Annotated in this window: 19 protein-coding genes; 8 read left to right on the plus strand and 11 right to left on the minus strand. The window is 65.3% G+C overall.

Annotated elements, in window-relative coordinates:
* Positions 1-49: 49 nt before the first annotated feature.
* Both HAH_RS04275 and HAH_RS04280 read left to right on the plus strand, forming a co-directional pair.
* On the plus strand, positions 50-757 hold the full coding sequence (locus tag HAH_RS04275; RefSeq protein ID WP_174878657.1) for an SDR family NAD(P)-dependent oxidoreductase: 708 nt from the start codon (positions 50-52) through the stop codon (positions 755-757).
* Between the two features lie 45 nt (positions 758-802).
* Positions 803-1,669 (plus strand): ZIP family metal transporter, encoded by an 867-nt coding sequence (locus HAH_RS04280; protein ID WP_014039800.1) that lies wholly within the window; start codon positions 803-805, stop codon positions 1,667-1,669.
* Between the two features lie 14 nt (positions 1,670-1,683).
* On the opposite strand, the gene HAH_RS04285 is transcribed toward HAH_RS04280, so the two are convergent.
* From HAH_RS04285 to HAH_RS04300, 4 genes are all read right to left on the minus strand, one after another.
* Complete coding sequence (locus tag HAH_RS04285) at positions 1,684-3,084, minus strand: PAS domain S-box protein (RefSeq protein ID WP_014039801.1); 1,401 nt, start codon at positions 3,082-3,084, stop codon at positions 1,684-1,686.
* A 6-nt stretch (positions 3,085-3,090) separates the two neighbouring features.
* Positions 3,091-4,581 carry an ATPase domain-containing protein gene (locus HAH_RS04290; protein ID WP_044951732.1) on the minus strand — a complete coding sequence of 497 codons (1,491 nt, stop codon included), beginning with the start codon at positions 4,579-4,581 and terminating at the stop codon, positions 3,091-3,093.
* Positions 4,582-5,023: 442 nt separating this feature from the next.
* Complete coding sequence (locus HAH_RS04295; RefSeq protein ID WP_014039803.1) at positions 5,024-6,304, minus strand: ornithine cyclodeaminase; 1,281 nt, start codon at positions 6,302-6,304, stop codon at positions 5,024-5,026.
* Between the two features lie 62 nt (positions 6,305-6,366).
* Positions 6,367-6,753 carry a hypothetical protein gene (locus HAH_RS04300; RefSeq protein WP_014039804.1) on the minus strand — a complete coding sequence of 129 codons (387 nt, stop codon included), beginning with the start codon at positions 6,751-6,753 and terminating at the stop codon, positions 6,367-6,369.
* 161 nt (positions 6,754-6,914) lie between these two features.
* Here HAH_RS04300 and HAH_RS04305 point away from each other — a divergent pair, with 161 nt between their 5' ends.
* Positions 6,915-8,564 (plus strand): thiamine pyrophosphate-binding protein, encoded by a 1,650-nt coding sequence (locus HAH_RS04305; protein WP_014039805.1) that lies wholly within the window; start codon positions 6,915-6,917, stop codon positions 8,562-8,564.
* 34 nt (positions 8,565-8,598) lie between these two features.
* Positions 8,599-9,300 carry an SOS response-associated peptidase gene (locus HAH_RS04310; RefSeq protein ID WP_014039806.1) on the plus strand — a complete coding sequence of 234 codons (702 nt, stop codon included), beginning with the start codon at positions 8,599-8,601 and terminating at the stop codon, positions 9,298-9,300.
* Between the two features lie 19 nt (positions 9,301-9,319).
* Here the strand turns inward: HAH_RS04310 and HAH_RS20265 are convergent, their stop codons facing one another.
* Entirely contained in the window at positions 9,320-9,445 is a 126-nt protein-coding gene (locus HAH_RS20265) for a hypothetical protein (protein ID WP_008310277.1), read from the minus strand.
* 119 nt (positions 9,446-9,564) lie between these two features.
* Between HAH_RS20265 and cysK the strand changes: the two genes are divergently transcribed.
* The gene (cysK, locus tag HAH_RS04315; RefSeq protein WP_014039807.1) at positions 9,565-10,491 is read left to right on the plus strand and encodes a cysteine synthase A; all 927 of its coding nucleotides are present in this window, start codon (positions 9,565-9,567) and stop codon (positions 10,489-10,491) included.
* Positions 10,492-10,527: 36 nt separating this feature from the next.
* Here cysK and HAH_RS04320 read toward each other — a convergent pair whose 3' ends face one another.
* The gene (locus tag HAH_RS04320) at positions 10,528-11,139 is read right to left on the minus strand and encodes a translation initiation factor IF-2 subunit beta (RefSeq protein WP_008310273.1); all 612 of its coding nucleotides are present in this window, start codon (positions 11,137-11,139) and stop codon (positions 10,528-10,530) included.
* Between the two features lie 97 nt (positions 11,140-11,236).
* On the opposite strand from HAH_RS04320, the gene HAH_RS04325 reads away from it, so the two are divergent.
* On the plus strand, positions 11,237-11,617 hold the full coding sequence (locus tag HAH_RS04325; protein ID WP_023843165.1) for a DUF7344 domain-containing protein: 381 nt from the start codon (positions 11,237-11,239) through the stop codon (positions 11,615-11,617).
* A 10-nt stretch (positions 11,618-11,627) separates the two neighbouring features.
* A complete protein-coding gene (locus HAH_RS04330) occupies positions 11,628-12,347 on the plus strand; it encodes a DICT sensory domain-containing protein (protein ID WP_014039809.1) in 720 nt (239 codons plus the stop codon).
* A 39-nt stretch (positions 12,348-12,386) separates the two neighbouring features.
* On the opposite strand, the gene HAH_RS04335 is transcribed toward HAH_RS04330, so the two are convergent.
* Positions 12,387-13,514, minus strand: coding sequence for a CapA family protein (locus HAH_RS04335; RefSeq protein ID WP_044952168.1), 1,128 nt, complete (start codon positions 13,512-13,514; stop codon positions 12,387-12,389).
* Between the two features lie 120 nt (positions 13,515-13,634).
* Here HAH_RS04335 and HAH_RS04340 point away from each other — a divergent pair, with 120 nt between their 5' ends.
* Entirely contained in the window at positions 13,635-14,006 is a 372-nt protein-coding gene (locus HAH_RS04340; RefSeq protein WP_014039811.1) for a regulator of G-protein signaling domain-containing protein, read from the plus strand.
* Positions 14,007-14,042: 36 nt separating this feature from the next.
* On the opposite strand, the gene HAH_RS04345 is transcribed toward HAH_RS04340, so the two are convergent.
* The 4 genes from HAH_RS04345 to HAH_RS04360 form a co-directional block, all read right to left on the minus strand.
* The gene (locus HAH_RS04345) at positions 14,043-15,866 is read right to left on the minus strand and encodes an L-aspartate oxidase (RefSeq protein ID WP_014039812.1); all 1,824 of its coding nucleotides are present in this window, start codon (positions 15,864-15,866) and stop codon (positions 14,043-14,045) included.
* 112 nt (positions 15,867-15,978) lie between these two features.
* Positions 15,979-17,454: an arginine/ornithine antiporter ArcD gene (gene arcD / locus HAH_RS04350; RefSeq protein ID WP_014039813.1), complete on the minus strand. Its 1,476-nt coding sequence runs from the start codon at positions 17,452-17,454 to the stop codon at positions 15,979-15,981.
* A gap of 205 nt (positions 17,455-17,659) precedes the next feature.
* On the minus strand, positions 17,660-18,772 hold the full coding sequence (locus HAH_RS04355; protein WP_014039814.1) for an ABC transporter ATP-binding protein: 1,113 nt from the start codon (positions 18,770-18,772) through the stop codon (positions 17,660-17,662).
* A 25-nt stretch (positions 18,773-18,797) separates the two neighbouring features.
* Positions 18,798-20,651: an ABC transporter permease gene (locus HAH_RS04360; RefSeq protein WP_014039815.1), complete on the minus strand. Its 1,854-nt coding sequence runs from the start codon at positions 20,649-20,651 to the stop codon at positions 18,798-18,800.
* Positions 20,652-20,661 lie beyond the last annotated feature (10 nt).

A 20,661-nucleotide genomic window follows, 5' to 3' on the forward strand; every position in this document is an offset into this window, starting at 1 on the left:
CACCGACGGTGGGAGCAACGACCTTGTGGCTGGCAGCGGTACCACCGCTATGGTCCCAGCGATGGACGGCGCGACCGTTGTCGTCACGGGTGCGAGTAAAGGTATCGGCGAGCAGATAGCCCACGCGGTAGCGGGAGCGGGCGCACATACGGTCATCTGTGCCCGCGACGCGGAGGCGCTCGAGCGTGTCGAAGCCGATATACGGGATGCAGGCGGCTCCGTGACCGCGATTCGGACGGACGTGCGCGACGAGTACGACGTGGAACGACTGGTCGAAACTGCCACACGAGACGGTGACGGCGCAATACAGTACGTTGTCGCTAACGCCGGCGTCTACCACGGAACCGCCGGCGAGACACCGCTTACCGAGGAATCCTACGCCGCCTTCGACGACCACCTCCGGACGAACGCTCGGGGCGTGTTCTCGACGATCCGCGAAGCCGTCCCACACCTCGGTCCGGACGCCCGCATCGTCGTCCCGACGGGCGTCGTCGCCCGCGAAGGGATGCCCGGATACGGTTCCTACGCAGTCTCGAAGGCCGCCGCGGAGGCCGTTGCCCGCGGGTTCGCCGCCGACCTCGACATCCCGGTCGGTGCAGTCGACCCCGGACAGGTCGCGACGGACCTCTCCGGCGACGGCGGACGCGACCCGGAATCCGTCGCCGAAATGGTCCTCTGGGCGCTCCGGGACGCTGACCCGTCAGCACTGGACGGCGGCGTCATCGACTGGGGCGACTATCGGTCGGCGACCCGGTGACCGCCACCGATGGGTTTATTAGCAACAGGCCGGTGATTGTAGATAATGTCTATTAACTCAACCTCAGTTTTTAATAACGCTGGCCGAATCTCCACCGCCGGCCTCGCGAGTGTTGTCGGCCTGGTGATCCTGTCCGGCGTCGCAGTCACCGGCGGGGCGAGTAAGGTTCTGGTCATCTCCTGGGTCGCGTTCGTGGCAATGGCACTGGGCGCGTGGCTTGGGGCGCGGGCCGATGAAACGAACCCCTACCGACTGGTCTGGGGCTACGGGCTCGCGAGCGGGGCGATGGTCACCTCGGCGGCCATGTTCCTCGTTCCACAGGCGATGGGACTGGGCGGCCAGGCCGGCGCAGCGCGTATCGGCGGCGTCGGCATCGCCGCCGGACTGGTCACCGGCTACGGCACCCACACTATCGGCCACCGGCTGACCCACGTCGAGACTGCCTTCGACATGACGACGCTTGCCATCGCCGCCCACGCCCTCTCGGCCGGCCTGGTCATCGGGCTGGTCTACGCCTCGATGCCGGAACTAGGTATCCTGCTCGGCCTCGCTATCGTCTCACACAAAGGGCCGGCCGGCTACGCCGCAGCCCGGCGGCTCGGACGCAGCGGCAAGTCCGCCACCGCGCTGTTGCTCCCCGCGGCCGGCGTCGGCCTGACGGCGATCCCGTCCGCGCTCCTGCCGGTCCCGGAGTCCGCCCTTCTCAACGCAGTTATCTTCGGGTTCGCCGCCGGCATCTTCCTCCACGTCGCGATGGACTTCCTGCCGAACTGCGAGGCCGGCAGCGAGATCGACGAGGTCTGTGAACTCCACGACCACTCCCACGACCTGCTCGACGAACTCCGTACGCACGCCGTCGCGTCGACGCTGGTCGGCGCTGCTGTCATCGTGCTGGCCTGGGTCGCTATCTGAACGCGCGTCCGTCGTCACCGGACGGGCACAGTCACGGACACACTCGTCCCGTCGGTATCGGCCCGGATGTCGATATCGCCACCGACGTAGCTGACGAGCCAGTACGCGAACCACAGCCCCAGCCCGGACCCGTGTTCGAGCGGCTTCTCTTCCGCCGCCTCGATGACCCGCCGCTCTTGGTCCGGGACCCCCGGCCCGTTGTCCGCAATCGTCACTGTCGCTGTCGAGTCGTGGCGCTCCGTCCGGACGGTGACCCGCGGTGCCGATGCGTCCGAGTGCTTGATACCGTTCTCGATGAGTTCCTGCAACGCCGGAATGACCTTCGCGTCTATCGTCGGCGACGGGACGGAGTCGCTCTCGACGACGAACTCGGCGTCGGGGTACGCTGCGGCCAGCCCGTCCGTGATGTCACTGAGGGCGTCTTCGAGTTCGCGCTCGACATCGTCGGTAAGCGAGTCCGCGAGCAGTTCCTGTACGTGGTGCGCTTTCTCACTGATGTCGAGCAGGGACTGCACGTTCGCTTTGATCGTCTCGAGGTGGTCGAGAGCGGCGTCGTCATCCACTAACTCTGACAGAATATCCGCACGTCCACTGATCGTCGTTCCGTTGTTCCGGAGATTGTGCCGGAGAATCCGATGGAACACGGTGAGCTGTTGCTCGCGCAGTCGGCGACCGGTGATTTCGTCCTGCATCCCGACGAACCCCTGGATCGTCCCGTCCGCGTCCTGAATCGGGGCGATGGTCTGGTTGATGATGAACCGCTCGCCGGACTTGCGCTCGTTTACGATCTCGCTCGTCCAGACCTCGCCGCGACAGATCGTGTCCCAGAGCCGTTCGTAGAACTGTTCGCTCTGTTCACCGGACTTGAGTATCCGCGGTGTTCGACCGATTGCCTCTTCGGCGCTGAATCCGGTGAGTTCCTCGAACGCCGGGTTGACGTACTCGATGACGCCGTAGGTGTTCGTTATCAGAATCGCGTGGCCCGCATGCTCGACGGCGTTCCTGAACCGCCGGAGTTCGCTGTTTTGTTCTCTGAGGTCCGCAACGAGGTCCTCGGTGTGGCTGCGCCGGGCGAGGAGGTTCGCGATGGTTCGAAAGAGCGCCTGCGTGTCCAGCGGCGCTGTCATGATATCATCGACGACGAGTGGCTGCTCGGCCGCGTCGATATCGGGCAGGTCAATCCTGACTGGCGTCCCCTCACGACGCACCAGAATCACGGGGCAAAACACCGGATCTGCCCGGTGTTTGTACTGCTCTATCGACTCTCTGTACTTCGGAAACGACGACTCGTCGACGATGTGGAGGTCGACTTCCCGGAACTCGTCGTCCGTGATCGGCGTGTGGTGTTCGGCGACGACGGAGGCGAGTGCCTCCCGGTTGCCGTCGCCGGCCAGCAGTAATTGGACGTCGGCCATCGGTGGTTAGCGAGTGGATGAGCGTCCGCCGCTGTCTCCATGCCGTTCGGGCACGCCCTCGAACACGCCGTGCATCCCCGAGACGGGGTCGCCGACCTGAAGGCCGTCGGCGGTTATCTCGAACCGGCGGGGGACCGCCTCGAACCCGCCGACGCGCTTTTTCAGCGCGCCGACGACTCGCTGGAGTTCGCCCCCGACCTCGATGTAGTTCTCGAAGACGATGTTGTCGGCGAGGTAACTGACGTTCTCGCTCGTGGGTTCGTGAAGCCCCGTCACGTCCCTACGCTGGTCGATCAGGATCACAGCGGTGTTCCCGCGCGTGAGATGCTGTGTCAGGGCGTGGAGCCGCCGACGCAGTTCCATGTCGTCCTGTCCGTGCTTGATCGCGTTCTTGTAGCCCGCGATGCCGTCGATAACCACGAGTTCGGCCCCGCGCTCCGCGGCCTGTGTCTTCACGCGGTTCGCGAACTCCTCGGGCGACATCGCCAGCGACTCGATCTCCTCGACGAGAAGTGTCCCCTCGTCACGCAACTCCGAGAGCGGTATCCCGAACGTCTCACAGCGGTGTGTGAACGTGTCGATGGATTCGTCGAACAGGTAGGCAAGCGCCGGGGACCCGTCTGCCGCTGCGGAGGCCAGGAACTCCGTCGCCGTCGTCGACTTGCCGACGCCGGAGGGGCCACTGAGAATCGTCACCGTCCCGCGTTCGAGTCCGCCATCGAGGAGCGAGTCCAGTTCCGGTACGCCGGCGGAGAACTGCGTTGGGTCGAACGACCGCGTCCGCTGTTCCGGTTCGAGCGCGGGATACACTTCGACGCCGGATTCCCGGATTTCCATCCCGTGTGAGCCGTCCTGTTGGCCGATGCCGCGATGCTTGCGCAGTCGAATACGCCGACCCGCCTTCTCATCGCCGTAACTGAGCGAGATGATGCCGTCACTGAGCGACCGAAGCTGGCTGTCCATCTGATTGCTCGGCGTCTTGGTCGCCAGCACGGTCGTCTCCCTGTCTTGCAGAAAGCGCGCGAAAGAGATGATACGCTTCCGAAACTGGTACTCGGTCGGTTCGAGATACTGGAAGTGTGTGATCGGGTCAATGAGGACGCGGTCCGGGTCGACCCGCTCGATAGCCTCGCGGATATCCGAAATCAGGTGGCCGTCCTCGACGTCTCTGGGCTTGACCACGTCGTACGATTCGGCCTCCATGAAAAACTCCGAATCGGGGCCGACATCCAGAAACGTCGCATCGGCGATATCGATGCCGAGTTCGGCAGTGTTCGCCAGTAAATCGGCAGCCGATTCTTCGGCGTGAATGAACAGCACGTCGTCGCCTGCTTCGAGCCCCGCTTCGAGAAACTGCGTGCCAAGCAGTGTTTTCCCGGTCCCGGGCGGTCCGATAACGAGATAGAGCCGCCCTTCCACAAGCCCGCCTCTGAGAAGCGAATCAAGGCCTGAGATCCCGCTGGAAAGCCGCGTGAACTGCCGCAAAGGAGAGGGCATAGAGAGAGTATCGGATGGCGGGTAATAAGCATCTCGCGAGAACGCGGGCGTGACAACCGAGGACACGAAACACCGATTCGCGTCTCCTCGCTCTTTCGACTAACGTGAGCGAAAAAGCGACCACTCGCGCTGCTCGTGGTCGTCCTACTCCTCGTCGAGCAACTGCTCGGCCAGAATCGGGACGAAGGTCCGCAATCCACCTTTTTTACCCTCGGGTGTGCTCCCAGTGGTCGCACACCGCTCGGTAAAAAACGTGGGTGAAAAAGCGACCACTCGCGCTGCTCGTGGTCGTCCTACTCCTCGTTGAGCAACTGCTCCGCCAGAATCGGGACAAACGTCCGCAATCCACCTTTTTTACCATCGGGTGTGCTCCCTGTGGTCACACACCACTCGATAAAAAACGTGGGCGAAAAAGCGACCACTCGCGCTGCTCGTGGTCGTCTTACTCCTCGTCGAGTAACTGCTCCGCCAGAATCGGGACGAAGGTGCCGATGTCGGTGACCATCCCGACTGCCTGTGCGGAGCCACGGTCGAGGAGCTGTGTCACCGTCGCGGGGTTGATGTCGACGCAGACGACCCGCGTCGTCGAGGGGAGACAGTTCCCGACGGCGACCGAGTGCAGCAGCGTCGAGAGCATCAGCACCATGTCGGCCTCGTGGGCCTGCTCCCGAATGGCGTTCTGGGCCTCGACGGCGTCGGTGATGGTGTCCGGGAGCGGGCCGTCGTCGCGGATAGAGCCCGCGAGAACGAACGGCCGGTCGTTTTCGATGCATTCGTACATCACGCCGGAGCCGATGGTGCCGGAGTCGACGGCCTCCTCGATGCCGCCTTCGCGGATGACCTCGCTGATGGCGTAGATGTGGTGCTTGTGGCCGTGGCGGGGATGGTCAAGGCTCTCGGTGTCCATGCCTAGCGAGGTCCCGTAGATGTCGCGCTCGATGTCGTGGACGGCGAAGCCGTTGCCGGCCGAGAGCATGTCGACGTACCCCTCCCGGACGAGGCGAGCGAGGTCTTCGCGCGCCCCGGAGTGGATGAGCGCCGGCCCACAGACAGCCATCACCTTGCCGCCCTCTTTTTTCGTCTCCTTGATCGCGTCCGCGATTTTGCGGATGGTCGACTCCGACGGGCGCTCCGAGGAGACGCCGCCCTGCATGAAGCCGAACGCGCCGCCCGAATCGCGGGGCCGCTCCGGCGGCTGGACCTTGATGCCGGTTTCGTCGGTGACGACCATGTCGCCCTCCTCGATAGCGTTCAGGACCTTGGTGTAAGCTCGGGGGTAGTCTCTCGGTTCCTCGTCGTCACCGTTCGACTGTTCCGAGGCGCGGTGCGCTTCGCCATCTTCGACGACCACGGCGCAGTCCATCTCCATGTCCTCGACCTCGATCCACTCGCCGCTGTGGCGGATGAACGTCGGGTGGTTCGTCGTCGAGTAGAACCCGTGCGGGACGACCTGGTCGTCGGGTGCGGGGACGAGCGTGGCGTCTTTCGGGTCCGAGGGGTTGACGCCGTGCTGGTGGAGTTCGTGAACAATCGACTGCAGTTGGTCTTCGTCGTCAGCCTCGACGAGCATCCGGGCGTAGGACTCCTCGTCTTTGTGACGGCCGATATCGAACTCCTGAACGGAGAAGGAGCCGCCCAGATCCATGATGATGCCGAAACAGGACTGCATCATCCCGGAGTCGATGATGTGGCCCTCTAGTTCGACTTCGCGAGAGACGGTCATGGCCAAGACATGGAGACAGGTGTGTAAGACGGTTTTGGGTCTGCACCACTCCGGCGACCCGGCTACCGCCCGTCAACGTGTCGTTGCACGGCCCACGACTCTCCCTCGCTGGCCTCACGCAGCCGCTCGAAGAACCGCTGTAGCCCGTCGGACTCTGTGGTCGGCAGGACGTGCAGTCGGACCGTCCCGTCGCGGACGGCAACGCGGAACACGTCGGTCGTCTCCTCGTCGCGGACCAGCCACAGCGGCATCGGCAGGTCGTGGAAATCACCGTAGCGGTACGGTCCGGCCTCGAGGATGTCGACGACTGTCTCGGCGAGTTCCGGCGTCGACCGCTCCCGATCCGGGATAAGTCGGAACTCCGTCCCGCCCTCGTATTCGACCCCGCTCCCGTGGGGAAAGCGCCGCTGTGGGTGTGCAGGGATGCTGAACGGGGGGTCCGTGGTCATCTGTCACGTAGTTGGGCGCTTTCGGATTTAAATTCGCGGGCCATGCAGGGCTCGATAGTACAACCGCCCCTGCGTCTGTGGCGTCGATCCGACGCGGTCTAGCATGACCGGTGGCGAACTAAAGTCATGAGAGTGAATTGTCTTCGGAGTGAGGAATCAGTATGCGCGTTAGTCTGGCGGTGGTAGACCGTCTCGTCGCGAACGGCATCGATACCGTCTTTGGCATCCCGGGGAAGCAGTCCCTCCCGCTGAACGAGGCCATCGGCAAGCGAGACGACATCCGTTTCGTCGTGGCACGGCACGAAACTGCGGTCTCACATCAGGCCTGGGGCTATGCAGAGACGAGCGGGCAGATAGCGAGCACTGTTGTCGTTCCCGGTCCGGGCGATATGAACGCGATGAACGGCCTGAAAAACGCGCTGAACGACTGCACGCCGCTGGTGCACTTCGCCATCGAAACCGAGCCGGCGCTCCGGGGCGGCGATGCGATCCACGAAACCCCGCCGGACACCTACGACAACGTCGTCAAAGAGAACATACTACTGAAGAACCCCGAGACGACAGCGGCGACGATCGACCGAGCGGTACAGATCGCCAAGACACCGCCGAAGGGGCCAGTCAGAGTCGGGCTCCCCAAGAATTACTTGCAGATGGACGTGCCAATCGCTGGTGCAAGCACACCTTCGGCTCCGTCCACCAGCACCGTCCCGGAGCAGGCGGTTGCGGAAGCCGCTGAGCACCTGCTCGCGGCCGAGATGCCAGTTATCATGGCAGGCGGTGGTGTGCGAGCGTCGGGCGGGACGGCGGCGCTCCGAAGCCTCGCCGAGCGACTTGACGCGCCCGTCGTGACGACGTACAAAGGCAAAGGCGTGTTCCCGGAGGATCACGACCTCAGTGCCGGTGTCCTGAGCGGGAGTGCAAGCCCAGAGCTACTAGACTGTCTCGCCGACTCCGACGCCGTACTCGCCGTCGGCTCCGACCTTGACGCACACGGGACACGCGGGTGGTCCGTCGAACTACCTGAGACGCTCGTTCACGTCACGATTGACGCCGACGACCTCGGCACGGGCTATGACCCGACTGTCGGCATCCTCGCAGATGCCGCGGACGCGATGACGGCGGTCGAGAACAAAATCGCGGCGGCTGATACCGCTCCTGCTACGAAGGCGGACGGCACCGAACGCGCACAGGCTGTCCGCGATGCCACTGCGCGTCGTATCGAACCGCTCGTGGATTCGGAACCACCGCTCACCTCCGTCCATGTGCTGCAAACTCTCCGGGACGCAGTCCCTTCGGATGCTATCACGGCCGTCGACGCCGGGGGGTTCCGCGTCTGGGCGCTGAACACGTTCGAGGCGTACGGGCCGCGCAGCTACGTCAACCCCGGATCGTGGGCGACGATGGGAACCGGACTGCCGTCGGCGATTGGGGCACAGCTAGCCAATCCGGACACGCCCGTCGTCGCGTTGACCGGTGATGGCGGCCTCATGATGTGCGTGCACGAGCTCCACACTGCGGTCGCCGAGGACCTCCCGATCACCGTCGTCGTCCTCAACAACGACGATTACGCGATTATCAGTGAGGAGGCCGGCCGGAGTTACGACCTCGACCACCAGGCGTACGGATGGGACACGACGCCGATTGACTTCGGAACTGTCGCTGCCGGAATGGGGATGGAAGCCGTGCAAGCCGACACGCCGTCCGAAATCCGCACGGCGGTTCGCGAGGCGGTGCAGACGGACGCGCCGACGCTCGTCGAGGTCAGGACCGACCCGACGGAGCCACAGGCGAGCGAGTGGATGAGCGAGTAGTGGATTTATCCAGCGGGAACGCCAAAAGCAGGTCATGTGTGGCCGCTACAGTTTGTTCTCTCCTCGCGAGGAAATTGAGACGCGGTTCGACGCCGAGTTTTCTTTCGACTACGAGCCGCGATACAACGCCGCTCCGAGCCAAGACCTGCCGGTCATCACCAACGAATCACCCGACACAATCCAGCGAATGGAGTGGGGACTGATTCCGTCCTGGGCTGACAACCGCACGGACCACGGGCACATCAACGCCCGCGCCGAGACGCTGGCGGAGAAACGTTCGTTCGCCGAGGCCTACGAGGCTCGCCGCTGTCTTGTCCCTGCCGATGGGTTCTACGAGTGGGTCGAGACGAGCGACGGCAAGCAACCGTATCGCGTGGCGCTGCCGGACGACGACCTGTTCGCGATGGCGGGGCTGTACGAGCGGTGGGAGCCGCCACAGCGACAGACCGGGCTGGGGGAGTTCGGCGGGAGCGGCGGCGATTCGGGCGGCGAAGACGATATCGTCGAGTCGTTCACGATTGTGACGACCGAACCGAACGACGCCGTCGCTGACCTCCATCACCGGATGGCCGTCATCCTCGACCCGGCTGAGGAGTCGACGTGGCTGCGCGGCAGCGCCGACGACGTGTCCACACTGCTTGACCCGTACGACGGCCCGATGCGGACCTATCCGGTTTCGTCAGCGGTTAACAGCCCAGCCAACGACTCGCCGGACCTCATCGAACCAGTCGGGTAGTGACGGCTGGGTAACGGCGCTACTCGCTCGGCGTGTTCTGGCGCTTGAACTGGTGCAACATCTTCCAGAGCGTCTCTTCTTCGACCTGGTTTTCGGCGGCGGATAGCTGGCGGTACAGGCCCTCAGAGACGGTAATCTCGGGCATTACTGGAACGCTCGTGTGGAGACAACATAAGCTTCTGGAGACTCGGAACCGAGTGAATGTATCCGTCCCACAATATTCTGGGTACGTCGTTACGGGGGCTAATCGCCTTCTCCCGGTGTATGCAGTCGTACGCCCAGCGAGACGACGGTACTGTCGCGTCCAGTGTGACTGAGCTCATCGGCGACACGCCGCTGGTCTGTCTCGACAGCTTCGCGGACAATCTGCTCGGCAAGGTCGAAGCGGCCAATCCTTACTCCGTCAAGGACCGCATCGCGCTGTACATGGTCGAGGCGGCCGCAGAGTCCGGAAACCTACCTGACGACGGAACGGTCGTCGAGGCGACCAGCGGCAACACCGGTATCGGGCTGGCCGCTGTCTGCGCTGCACGGGGGTACGACTGCGTGCTGACGATGCCCGAATCGATGAGCGAGGAGCGCCGGCAGTTGCTGTCGGGGCTCGGCGCGGACCTCGAACTCACGCCGGCCGACGGCGGCATGAGCGGCGCAATCGAGCGCGCGAACGAACTCGCGGATGCGCCGGATACTGTCCGCGCCCGGCAGTTCGAGAACGAGGCGAACCCGCGCGCCCACCGCGAGACGACGGGTCCGGAGATATGGGCCGATACCGACGGCGACGTGGACGCCGTCGTCGCCGGCGTCGGGACCGGCGGCACGATCACCGGTATCTCGGAGTACATCGAGGAGGAGGTCGGCGCGGATCTCACATCGGTCGCCGTCGAGCCTGAACAGTCCAAACTGCTCTCGGCGGATGCCCCGGACAGCCACGACATCCAGGGTATCGGTCCCGGGTTCGTTCCGGACATTCTCCGGCGCGACCTCGTCGACGAGGTGCGGACCGCGAGCAAGGCGGAATCCATGGAGGCGACCCACCGACTCGCCAGCGAGGAGGGGATTATGGTCGGCATCTCATCGGGTGCGGCGCTGCACGCGGCCGCGGAGTACGCCACCGAGAACCCCGACGAGACGGTGGTCGCCGTCCTGCCGGACACCGGTGAACGATACCTCTCGACGGACCTGTGGGACTAAGCGAGAACCGTCGCTGCGATGCGGCGAAAACAGCCTTCAGGCGACCCGGCCGAACGCCAGCGTGCCGCTGATGCTCTCGATGTAGGCCTCGACGACCTGCCCTTCGCGCGCTCCGGAGACGAAGATGGTGTACTTCCCTTTCTCGGCAACACCGTCGCCCTCGCGGCCGGTGCCGGTGATCTTGACCTCGTAGGTCTCGCCCTCTTCGAGCGTGGGTCGGTCCTGCTGGGTGTTCGAACTCGCGCCCTTGGCGACCGGGCGGAACGCACCGCAGGCCTGACAGCGCAGCATGTCGACGCCGTCCTCGTTCTTGAGGACGGTGTCGGGCAGGCCACACTCGGAACAGGTGACGTACTCGGCGACGTACGCGTCGATGGCGGCCTCGAAATCAGCGGTGTCGAACGACCCGTTGTAGCGGGCTTCGCCGCCGTCGAACTGGCCGTTGGTCCCGAACTCGCGCTGGATGGCGCGGTGGAGATGCTGGGCGTCCCGCGAGACTGCGTCGGCGATTGCCTCTAAGTTCGTCAGGCGTGTGAACGCCCCGTCGGTCTGGCCCTCGGGGTCGGGAATCGAGAGCCGTTCGCCGGCTTCCCGGGGTTGGTCTGGTAGTACGTCGTACGCACGCTGTAGGGCGGACTCGTAGTTCATACATCTTAGACGGTGCTGGCACGTAAATGGATTCCGTCACATCTGTGATCTCCTATCGGCCAATGATATTAATACTGAGAGTGGATAATTGATTGACATGGATCAGCACGAACAGCCTGTGGAGACGCCGGGACTCGCGTCCGAGCGACTCGATACGCTATTACGGGCGCTGGCAGCCGAGCCCCGGCGGATGATATACACTTACCTCGCCGAACACGACTCGGCCTCAATCGCGGAACTCACTGACGTGGTCGTGGGCTGGTCCAGCGCGCGTGGTCGAGACACCGACGCCCGCAACTGGGACGATACCCGCACGTCGCTCCACCACCGCCACCTCCCTGTTCTCGATGACGCTGGCGTTATTAGCTACGACGCTGCCCAGCGGACCGCGACGCTGGCATCGCTGTCGCCATCCACGGCCGAGGTTCTGGCGACGATAACCGATCTGGATACCGCCGAGACAGACCACGAGGACTGATCGTGGGCCGATGACAGTTCGTACCCTCCTCCGACGCTTCGAGGACTCGGACGTGGAGATAACTGTGTACGGTCCGCCCGCAACGAAGACTGTGGTAGAGCGTCTGGCAACTCAGGGAATCGACGCCACCTGGCGGAAACTCCCGACTGGACACCAGAACGCGTTTGTCGTCGTCCGCCGCGACGGCGCGTTCGCCGGGACACCGCCACTCACAGCGCTGCAGGCGTTCTTATGTAAGCCGACGACAGAGCCCGACGACAGCAGGGTGCCTGACAGTGACCCGGACCGGCAGCTTCTCCACTCGGCGCTGGCGAACACGCTCCTCGCATCGCTCACGCCGGCACAGTTGCTCGCAACGTCGCACGAGTTCGAGGACAGGGCCTACCGCGTCGGGAAGGGAACGCTTCGAGTGAGCTTCCAGTCGCTGTCGATCTTCCGCTCTCAGCGCGCCCGATACCAGACGCTCGCCAGCGACACGGACCTCGACATCCACGTTTACGGACGAGACGACTGGGAGCCGCCAGCGATTCCCGGAATCTCGTTCCATCCGCTCACAGACACCGTGCTCGAACAGGTGTGGCTGCTGGCGTTCGACGCCGCCGGCGACGACCAGAACAAGTGTGCACTCGTCGCCGAAGAAACCGAGGACGGACCGTTTCGTGGTCTCTGGACGTACAACGCACGGCTGGTCGACGAAATCATGACGGCGGTTGTGGCTGTCGACGAGTAGCAACTGACCACGAGTCGGCCCGGAAACACCCAGCGGATGCTATGCCGGACATGACAGCGGAACCCGAAGCCCGAGGCCGTCACGCTCGATAGCCGTTCCGAAGGGCCGAGAGCGCTCCCGGAGTGTCTCACGAAGCCACTCAGCCACCGCTTCGTCGGCGCGTCCGACCTGTACGTACGCGTTCTCGACCGGCGTGAGTTCGAGCGCGGCCAGCCGGCCGTCCTCGATATGGAGTTCGAACAGGAAGCTCCGGTCGTTGCGGTAGCCGTCCTTGACCGCGTAGTCGTCGACGAAATTACCGGTGTCGTACATGATGGGGCGACCGCGGTACACCTCGACCCCCTGGATGACGTGGGCGCTGTGGCCGTGGACCACGTCGGCCCCGTTGTCCACCAGCCAACGGGCGAAGGCCTGCTGTGTCTCGCCCGGTTCGGTCACCCAGTTCGGCCCCCAGTGAGCGGTGACGACGAGCAGGTCGGGGTCGGCGTCGCGGGCCGCCGCCAGCGCGCCTCCGACACGGCGGCGAGTCAGCGGGTGGTTCGGGTCCAGCGGTGCGTATGCCGTGCCGGGACTGTCGCCGTCGGCGGCGTAGCTGGGTGACTGGTCAGTGACGGCGACGACGGCGATCGAGAGGTCGCCGATCTCGACGAACGCCGGCTCGAATGCTGTCTCGCTATCGACGCCGGCCCCGGCTGAGGCGATGCCAGCGTCGGCGAGGTGAGCCGGCGTGTCCGTGAGTGCCGCCGGTCCGAAATCGAACAGGTGGTTGTTCGCCAGTCCGGCACAGGAGACGCCGGCGCGGTCCAGCGCGGCCACGGCCCATTTCGGGCTCGCTCGGAAGTGGAACGTACGGCCGGGCCGCGGTTCGCCGCGGTCCGAGAGACAGCATTCGAGGTTCGCCACCAGCCCGTCGAGTGACTGGAGTTCGTCGAGCATCGACCCCCAGACGGCCGTCGGTCCGTCGGGGGCATCGCGCCAGCGTTCGTCGACGCTCCGGCCCAGCATCACGTCGCCGACGAACCCGAGACGTAGTGACGCGTCCGTCGGGACAGACGGCGGACACGACACGTCCGCGTCGTCGTCGGCACCTAGACACCCCGAAACGGCGGTGAGGCTCCCGAGTGCGGGGCCGCCGCTGGCGAGGACGGTTCGGCGGGTCGGTGCCACAGTGAATAGAACATCGGCTGGGACCGCCTTGAATTTCAGTGACGTAAAAACCATCCAGGGTGTGTCGTATCAAAACACACTCCGGACGGTTACTTTTGGTTATCACCCCTCTATCCAGGTATGTCAAGCGACACTGCACGGGACTACGACGGGGACGAAGAGTGTACGACCACGGAGTCGTTCGCCGACCACGGCCTCGACGACGGCAGCGTCCTCATCAGCCGGACGTACAACCGAATCGCGGCGGACGGCGAACCCACGTTCGAACCAACCCCGGAGTTCTTCGACACGCTGGAGGCGGCGTTCATCTGGGCCTACATCGGCACGATTGACGAACCTGGCGTCTCGCCCCATGTCGAAGCGGCCATCGAAGACGCTCGGGAGTTCACGCGCCGGGAGTTCGAAGACGACCCTGACGTGGACCTTCGAACGGACGTGATTCCGACGTTCTACCAGCAGGTCGCCGGCTTCCACTGCGCCTATCGAGATTAAAAGAGCAACCGCAGGCGGACTGTTGGGTGGACCGCTCTATTCGAGGTGGTGATAGTCGAGTTCGTAGCCGACGTCGACCGCCTCGCTGACTTCGTCGCTCGGTTCGGCGACGCCGCGAGTCGTCAGTTCAAGCCCGGTGTCGCCGCGGTCTACGAGGATGTTCCGCCGCCAGTCGGGGTCTACGTCGGGCGCATCGGTGCGGTAGTGCGCGCCGCGGGACTCGTCGCGCTTGCGTGCGCTCAGCAGCAGGGCCTCGGCAACCGTGAGGCTGAAGAACAGATCGACGGCGAGTTCGAACGACAGGCTGGTCCGGTCGCCGTCGATACCGATGTCCCCAGTCCGTTCGCGAAGGGCATCGAGCGCGGCGAGGCCGTCCGACAGTGATTCGCCGTTACGGAGAATACCGGCGTGCTCCCACAGCAGGTCGCCGAGGTCCGCGAGTAGCCCTCCGGGCGTCTCGTCTCCGTCCGACGCCGCCAGTTCCTGCAGCGACCGGAACTCGCGCTCGGCGATGGCACGCTGACCAGCCGGCAGGGCGTCGTCGCGGTCGTCGCCTGTCACCTGCGCCGCGACGTGGTCGCCGACGAGCGCGCCGATGGCGACCGTCTCCGCGAGCGAGTTCCCGCCTAGGCGGTTCGCGCCGTGGACGCCTGTGACCGTCTCGCCGACAGCGTAGAGCCCACTGACGCCGGTTTCCCCGGTCTCGAAGTCGATGTCGACGCCGCCCATCGAGTAGTGGGCGGTCGGCGCGACCTCCATCGGCTTCTCCGTGATGTCGACGCCGAGGTCCATGAACCGCTCGTACATCCGCGGCAGTCGGGACTTGATGTACTCGTCGTCGCGGTGGGAAATGTCCAGATAGACGCCGCCGTTCTCGGTCCCACGGCCCTCGCGGAGTTCCTGTGCGATGGCACGGGCCACCACGTCCCGCGCGTCGAGTTCCATCTGGTCCGGCGAGTACTCCTCCATGAACCGCTCGCCGTCTGTGTTGAGTAGCCGACCGCCCTCGCCCCGGACCGCCTCGGTGACGAGTCGGCCGTCCCAGTCCTCGCCGTAGCGGTCGCCGACCATCCCCGTTGGGTGGAACTGGACGAACTCCATGTCCATCAGCGACGCGCCGGCTTCGAGCGCCAGCGCCGGGCCGTCGCCGTTGTTCTCCTCGTCGCGCGAGGAGTGGCGGTTATACAGCGCGGAGGAGCCACCCGCCGCCAGGACGACGTGATCCGACTCGAAGAGGATGAACTCGCCGCTCTCCATGTCGTAGCCGGCCGCGCCGTAGACGCGGTCGCCGTCGGAGAGCAGCCGCGTGATCATCACGTTGTCGCGGTACGGGATATCGAGCGACTGGGCCTTCGAGACGAGCGCATCCAGCATCGCCTCGCCCGTGCGGTCGCCGACGAAGCAGGTCCGGCGGAACGACTGCGCGCCGAAGTACCGCTGATTGATCTTGCCGTCCTCAGTGCGGTCGAACGCCATCCCCCAATCGTCGAGTTCCCGGATGCGGTCGGGCATATGCTTGGTCGTCAGCTCGACCGCTTTCGGGTCGTTGATGAAATGTCCCTCGTCCAGCGTATCGGCGGCGTGAATCGTCCAGTCGTCCTCGGGGTCGAGCGATCCCAGCGAGGCGTTGATGCCGCCGGCCGCCCAGGTCGTGTGTGCGTCGCCGTGGTCCCGCTTGCCGATGACCAGCGGTTCGACACCGTTCTGGGCAAGTCCGATAGCGACCCGCGCCCCGGCAGCGCCAGCGCCGACGACCAGCACTGGTACCGACACCGTCTCGTAGTCGACCGCCGGGCCTACGTCGGTCGCCCGACCGTCGGCAGCCTGCTCGCCGTCAGCGGATGGCTTCTGTGGTGTCATCGTCTAACGTAGGGGCTGTGGACTTATCAGGGCTTCGCGCGTACGCGCACGCGAGGGCCGCCAGCGTTCAGTCACGATCACACATTCACGACTGCTGGCAGCGCAAGGCGAATCAGTCCTCGCCTGCTGACACCGGCCCGGCACTACCGGACTGTCCGGGCGTGCTTTCGGCGTCGGTTCGGTCCGCATAGACGATCTGCCAGCCGGTGACCCCCATGAACAGAAGCACGAGCGGTGAGAGAAAGCCGAAGAAGTAGTACGGTGCGTATTCCAGCGTCGGGACGCCGAGCGTCCCGGCCATGAACAGACCGCCGCTACTCCACGGGATGAGCGCACTCGTCGTCGTTCCCGACGCTTCGATGGCTCGGGAGAGATTCTGACTCTTGAGCCCCTGTTCGTTGTACAGATTACCGAGCGTCATCCCCGGCACCACGATGCTCACGTACTGCTCCGCCGCGAGAATGTTCATCGAGACGGCGGACACAGCGGTGACGCCCGTGAGGCTCGCAACGCTGTGGCAGAGTCGCCCGAGATGGTGGGAGAGCACCGCGAGCACGCCGGCCCGTTCAAGCAGGCCGCCCAGTGCGAGCGCGGCAATCGCAATCGTCACAATCCACGCGCCGCCGGTCAGGCCGCCGCTCTCTAAGAGTCCGTTTACGAGTTCCATGCCCGTCTCTGGGGCTGTCCCGGACTGTGCCGCCGACCACGCAGCGCCGAATCCGGTTCCCTGCACGAGCATGGCGGTCCCAACGCCCGCGAAGACACCTGTCCCGAGCGTCGGCAGGGCTGGGATGCCACGCAGTGCAAGCCCAAAGGTCACGATGACCGGCAAAAACACGAGCGGCGAGACGACGTACGTGCTCTCTATCGCCGCCTGGATTGACGCAACGCGGTTGGCGGGGATAGCCCCAGCCGCTCGCAGCCCGAGGCCGGCGTACAGGACGACGGCAATCGTGAACGCGACGAGCGTGCCGGCCCGCATCGCGTTGATGTGTTCGTACAGGTCCGTGTCTGTCACTGCTGCGGCCAGGTTCGTCGTATCCGAGAGCGGGGACTGCTTGTCCCCCGTGTAGGCCCCGCTGAGGATGGCACCGGCGGTCATCGGCTCGGAAATACCCAGTCCCGAACCGATGCCGATGAGCGCCACCCCGAGTGTCCCGGCCGTCGTCCAGGACGAGCCGACGGCGAAGGAGATTATCGCAGAGAGGATGGCCGCTACTGGGAGAAACACTGTCGGCGTGAATAGCTCTAAACCGAAGTACATGAGGCTGGGAATCGTGCCCGCCTGAATCCACGACGCGATGAGCGCGTAGACGGTGAACATGATGAGAATTACCCGCATGCCCATGAGCAGGCTGCTGGCGATCCCGTCGTACAGGTCTTCCCACGACAGCCCGAGATGATACCGTGCGAACAGGCCGGTGAAGGCAATTCCCCAGAACAGCGGGAACTGTGGGTCCAAGTCGAAGGCAATGAGGCCCACACTGAGGAACACAATCATTCCCGCAATCGGCACGAGAGCGGCACCCAGCGACGGCCGCTCAGCCGGATCGATATCGTCGAACAGCCGGGGTTCGAACTCGACCATTACCGCACCCCGTCGCGCCCAGCCGGCCGGACTCCGACATGGCTTTGGTTTGAAGCTGGGTGTTCCCGCCAGCCCTGTCGACACGCTCCGATACGCCTCTGCCGACCACCTGCGACGGCCCCGCGTGTCATATTTATATCGGCGATAACCACAGGTGGGTTAAAACAGGCTCCATTCCGGCGTGGGCGTGAGGATTGGTAGCTTACTACTGTCTGTCGACAGTGTGTGCGTCCGCCGGGTCGAAGCCGACTGTCACCGTGCCCGTCGGCGGGTCTTCGGCTCGTAACAGGATTTCTCGACCCTCCCAGTCGAGATGAACGCGTGTCGTCTCCCCGAGGAACTCCGCGCTCGTGACGGTCGCCGTCAGCGCGTTCCGGTCGGCATCGAGGGTAAGCCGCTCCGGTCGCACACAGAACGTGAGCCGGTCCCCGGCCGAGACAGCGGCCTCCGGGTCGCTGTCACCATCCAGGGCCACTGAGAGCGTCGTACTGTCGACCGTCACGTCCGCGATGGATCGTCCACTCTCGTCGCTGGAATCGTCAACCCTGTCGGTCGACCGAACTGCCGTCACCTCACCGCTGAGGACGTTGTTGTCGCCGACGAAGGTGGCGACGAACTCTGTCGCCGGCTCGCGGTAGATGGTCCGCGGCGGCGCGACCTGTTCCGGCGTCCCGTCTCGCATGACTGCCACGCGGTCTGAGACAGCTAAGGCCTCCTCCTGGTCGTGGGTGACGTAAATCGTCGTAATGCCCAGTTCCTGCTGAATCTCGCGGACCTGCACGCGCAACCGTTCCCGGAGCTTCGCATCCAGGGCGCTCATCGGCTCGTCGAGCAGGAGCACGTCGGGGCCGGGGGCCAGCGCGCGGGCCATCGCCACCCGCTGTTGCTGGCCGCCGGAAAGCGTGTCTGGGTCCCGGTCCTGCATACCGTCGAGGTCCACCAGCTCCAGCAGCTCACGAACCCGCGCTTCGTCGCTGCCGCCGCCGGGCGGGTCGGAGAACGAGAGGCCGTAGGCGACGTTCTCCCCGACGGTCATGTGCGGGAACAGCGCGTAGTTCTGGAAGACGACGCCCACGTCGCGGTCCTCTGGGGGGACGCCGGTGACGGACTCGCCGCCGAACCGGACTTCGCCCTGCGTCGGGTCCTCGAAGGCCGCGATGAGCCGGAGCGTCGTCGTCTTCCCACAGCCGGAGGGGCCGACCAGCGTGAAGAACTCGCCGTCCCGAACGGAAAGCGACAGGTCCTCGACGGCGGTCGTCTCGCCGTAGCGTCTGGTGACGCCGTCGAGTTCGACGGCCGGCGGGGCGGTCCGGTTCACGGCAGCACTGTCCGACGGCGACTCCTTAGAACCCAACGTCGTCACCCCCCAGCCGGTCGATGAGCAGGAAGCTCGCGCTGGTGACCACGAGCAGGACGACGCCCATCGCTGTCGCGGGACCGAGCCGGCGGCCGATGAACCGCTCGATGGCGATGGGCATCGTGAACTGGTTCGTTCCCGAGGCGAGGACAATCGTCGCCGAGAACTCCCCGATAGAGATAGCGAACGCAAAGGCGGCCCCAGCGATGACCGCTGGCCACACGAGCGGCAGTTCGATGTCCAGCAGCGCTCTGGCACGCGGCGCGCCGAGCGCGCGGGCGGATTCGACCAGCGTGTGGTCGACTCCCTCGAGTCCGGGCGCGACCGTCCGGACGACGAACGGGTAGCCGGCGACGGCATGGGCGGCGACGATGGCGAGGCCGCCGCCGACGGCGAGACGAGTGTCGCCGACTTCGACGCCGAAGACGAGGCCTCGGAGCAGGCCGAGGCCGACGACGATGCCAGACACGGCCAGCGGGGCCATCGCCACGGCGTCGACGAGCTTCCGACCGCGGTAGTCCCGGGTCGTGAGGACGGCCACGACGACGCCCATCGGCAGGGCAACGGCGAGCGAGGCGACCCCGAACAGCAGTGAGTTCCTGACCGCATCCCACGGCTGGACCTGGAACGCTGCGCCGGTCGTCTGGCGGTCGATGAGGAACTGATAGTTCGCCAGCGTCAGCCCCTCCGGGCCGCTGAGGCTGGCGAGCACCATGCTCGCTATCGGCGCGACGAACACCGCCAGCGCGACGACGGCGTAGACGGCGAGCCCCAGCCGGGGGAGCAGTTCCCGGACCGAGAACGACGGCGGTGTCAGCGGCCGCCGCGGAAGCGGTCGAATCCCCCGCGACCGGACAGTATGCTTGGCCTCGTACCGGAGGTACGCGTACAGCAGCCCCAGCGAGATGCCGAGTTCAATCAGCGCGAGGGCGGCCGCCTCGGCGTACTCCAGGTCTCGGATGAGCCGGTAGACGAACACCTCGACGGTCGCCAGCTGGAACCCGCCCAGCGCGAGGACGATGGGGAACGTGCTGAAGGTGAACACGAACGTCAGTGCTGCGCCCATCAGCACCGACGGGTACAGCTGCGGGGCGACCACGTCGCGGAACGCTCGGACGGGGCTCGCGCCGAGGCTCCGGGCCGTCTCGACCGCACTGGCGTCGACGGACTCCCAGGCGGCGGTGGTCACCCGTGCCACGAGCGGGGCGTTGTAGAACGCGTGAGCGATGACGACGGCCTCCAGCGTGAACAGGAGATTGACCTGTCCCAGACCGAGCGCGCCGAGCACGGCGTTGAGCGTCCCGTTCCGGCCGAACGTGGCGACGAAACCGACGCCGACCATTATTGACGGGAGAACGAACGGGAGAATCGTCAGCGACCGGAGCGTCCGCCGTCCCGGGAACTCAAACCGGGCCAGCAGGTACGCCGCTGGCAGGCCGAGAGCGACGCTGGTGACGGTCGAGAGGGCCGCCTGATACGCCGTGAAGCCGATGACGCCCAGCCGCCGGTCCGACGACAGGACGCTCTCGATGACGGCCCCCACTGGTTCGCCGGCGAGCAACCGCGCCGGCTCTCCGAGGTAGAACGGGTCCCGCAGTATCGAGACGAACACCCGGCCCGTCAAGCGGCCGTCGACGAGGACGCTGTCGATGAACACCGTCGCCACCGGGTAGTAGAAGATGCCAAGCAAGAGGGCGATAGTTGCGACCGCGAGCCCGACGATTGCCCGACGCTCGATAGTGTTGCGGACGGTCCGGCCCCGCTCGCGGGACGGACTGTTCGCTGTCCCTGTCGACCCCCCGCCGCCACCATCGGCACCGCCGTCTGAATCTCGGGCCACAGTCGGTCGT

The sequence above is a fragment of the Haloarcula hispanica ATCC 33960 genome (genome assembly GCF_000223905.1).
GTDB lineage: Archaea > Halobacteriota > Halobacteria > Halobacteriales > Haloarculaceae > Haloarcula > Haloarcula hispanica.